This window comes from Rhodococcus sp. R1101 (assembly GCF_000278445.1).
GTDB classification, from domain to species: domain Bacteria; phylum Actinomycetota; class Actinomycetes; order Mycobacteriales; family Mycobacteriaceae; genus Rhodococcus; species Rhodococcus gordoniae.
On sequence record NZ_AJVB01000532.1, the window covers coordinates 1 to 2,500 of the forward strand.

Below are 2,500 nucleotides of genomic sequence, written 5' to 3' on the forward strand. Positions count from 1 at the left end.
GGGACGAACGGGTAGGCGTAGATCTGACCGTGCGGATGGTGCAGTGTCACACCGATTTCCACACCGGCGGTTCTCGAAGCAGAAGAGCTGCTGCACGTCCGGCAGGCGCGAGAGCGCGGCGGTGCGCGCGGCGAGCGCATCGATGACGGTGCGCGCCCGGGGCAGGGCGAGGTCCGCGAACCGGGCGTCGTGGTCGGGGGTGAACGCGACGACCTCGCAGCGGCCGGTCGCCGGTCGGCGCGGCCACAGCTCGTCGCCGTCGACGAGACCCTCACCGGCCGGCGGTGCCCCGAGCGAGGGGAAACGGTTCTCGAACACGACGACGTCGTAGTCGCCGGCCGGGATCTCGCTGCACACCCCCGCCCTGCTCGGGCACAGCGGGCAGTCGACGGCCGACGGCAGGAACGTGCGGTCCATGCGATGCGCCGCGAAGGTCACCCACTCCCCCGTCAGCGGGTCGCGGCGCATCTCGGAGGTCGCCGCAACAGGCGGCAGGTCGCGGCCGTCGTGGAGGCCGCGGGTCGCGGCACCGGAGACGAACGGCTCGGTGTCGTCGAAGTAGATCAGTTCCCGGCCGTCCGCGAGACGCGTGACGGTCTGCCGGACCCGCGCCCCCACGCGGCTACTCGTCGTCCAGACCCAGGTCGGCCAGGCCGAGCAGGGAGCGGTACTCGACGCCCTCCGCGGCGATGACCGCGTCGGCGCCGGTCGCGCGGTCGACGACGGTCGCGACACCCACGACGATCGCGCCGGCCTCACGCAGCGCCTTGACGGCGGTGAGCGGCGAATTACCGGTGGTGGTGGTGTCCTCGACGACGAGCACCCGCTTGCCGGTCACGTCCGGTCCCTCGATCTGGCGCTGCATGCCGTGGGCCTTGGCGGCCTTGCGGACGACGAAGGCGTCGATGGGGCGGCCGGCGGCGTGCATGACGGCGAGGGCGACCGGGTCGGCACCCATGGTGAGGCCGCCGACGGCGTCGAAATCCCAGTCGGAGACGAGTTCGCGCAGGAGCGTGCCGATGAGCGGTCCGGCCTTGTGATGCAGGGTCGCGCGGCGCAGGTCGACGTAGTAGTCGGCTTCCTTCCCGGACGACAGGGTCACGCGGCCGTGCACCACCGCCAGCTCGCGTACCAGTGCTGCCAGTTCGTCGCGGTCACTCATTGCGTTCTCACCCGTCGTTCGTGCGCGCGACGCCGGTGCGGTCGCGCTCGTGTCGGGGAACGAGCCTAGTCGCTGCGACCTGCCGGTCAGGCAGCGACGGTGTCGGATGCCGGCTCGGGCTGCCGGGCCTCGGTCCCGGTCGCCGCGGAGATCTCGGTGGTGCGGGCGGGTGCGGGGACGGGCGCGGGCGCCTCGAACAGCGCGACGGGGCCGACGGCCGCGAGTTTCGCGAACAGTGAGGTGGGGAAGCGGCCGATCGCGGTGTCGAGCGCAGTGCCGAGGTCGTTGTGCACGCGGACGGCTCCGGCGATGCGCTGCTCGCGGGTCTGCAGTTCCCGGGCGACCCGGATGAACGGCCAGTGGTTGACACCCTCGAGTCCGCTGATGAGTTCGTGCAGCGTCGCGGACAGTGCGTTCTCGGCGCCGGCGCGTTCGGTCAGGCCCAGACGCCGGTCTCGCACGCCGATGGCCAGCGAGCGGGCGCCGACGATCGGCCGGATACGTTCGCGTTCGACGCCGGCTCCGGCCGACGCCGCGATGAGCGCGGGCACCAGATCGTAGCGGTCGTCGAGTTCGTGGAGGAGCAGACGAAGGCTTTCCCGGTGGCGTTGCTGCAACGTCCGTAGACGGCGCACGCCTGCGCGCAACCACAGCACCACCGCAACCACGACAGCAACACAGAGCACCACAGCCACAGACGTCACGCGCAGAAATGTACCCAGCGCACGAATCGCGCCGAATACCGCACCCGGCGTGTCCGGCGCGGTGTATCCGTACTGTGATCTGGGAACGCTCGCCGTCAGTTCGTCCGAGCCGATCAGGTGCGGCCGCGGCCGTTGCCGACGGTGTTGGTCAGCTTCCGCACGAGGTTCTGCGGCACCAGCCGTCCGGCCGTCGCGAGCACCTTGTACTGCAGCCCCGGGATGCTGCGGACCTTGCCCTTGTCGAGGTCGGCGAGCGAGGTACGCACCACCTGATCGACGTCGAGCCACATCGGCTTCGGGGTGGACGACATGTCGATCCCGGCGCGCTGGTGGAATTCGGTGCGCACGAAACCGGGACACAGCGCCTGCACGCGCACGCCCGTGCCGGCGAGTCCACCGGCCAGCCCTTCGGTGAACGACACGACGTAGGCCTTGCTGCCCGAGTAGGTCGAGCCGCGGCCGGGGAGCAGACCGGCCACACTGGCGACGTTGACGATGTCGCCCTTGCCCGCCTCGATCATCGACGGCAGCGCGGCGCGGGTGAACGCGACGACCGAGGTGACGTTGACGTCGAGCTGCGCCTGCAGCAGGGCCGGATCGGCGGTCCAGAACTCACCGGTCGTACCGAAGCCGG

Annotated in this window: 3 protein-coding genes and 1 pseudogene; all 4 read right to left on the bottom strand. The window is 71.0% G+C overall.

Annotated elements, in window-relative coordinates:
* A pseudogene (locus R1101_RS27965) lies at positions 1-618 on the bottom strand (galactose-1-phosphate uridylyltransferase); the annotation flags it as partial.
* 4 nt (positions 619-622) lie between these two features.
* On the bottom strand, positions 623-1,162 hold the full coding sequence (gene pyrE / locus R1101_RS0121090) for an orotate phosphoribosyltransferase (protein WP_016935249.1): 540 nt from the start codon (positions 1,160-1,162) through the stop codon (positions 623-625).
* 86 nt (positions 1,163-1,248) lie between these two features.
* Positions 1,249-1,821 carry a LemA family protein gene (locus R1101_RS0121095; protein WP_442969895.1) on the bottom strand — a complete coding sequence of 191 codons (573 nt, stop codon included), beginning with the start codon at positions 1,819-1,821 and terminating at the stop codon, positions 1,249-1,251.
* A gap of 158 nt (positions 1,822-1,979) precedes the next feature.
* Positions 1,980-2,500 (bottom strand): SDR family NAD(P)-dependent oxidoreductase (locus tag R1101_RS0121100; protein WP_016935251.1); only part of this gene is annotated, 521 nt, incomplete at its 5' end.

Excerpts from the sequence above, each read along its gene's own strand:
- pyrE (WP_016935249.1), bottom strand. The coding sequence starts at position 1,162 with ATGAGTGACCGCGACGAACTGGCAGCACTGGTACGCGAGCTGGCGGTG.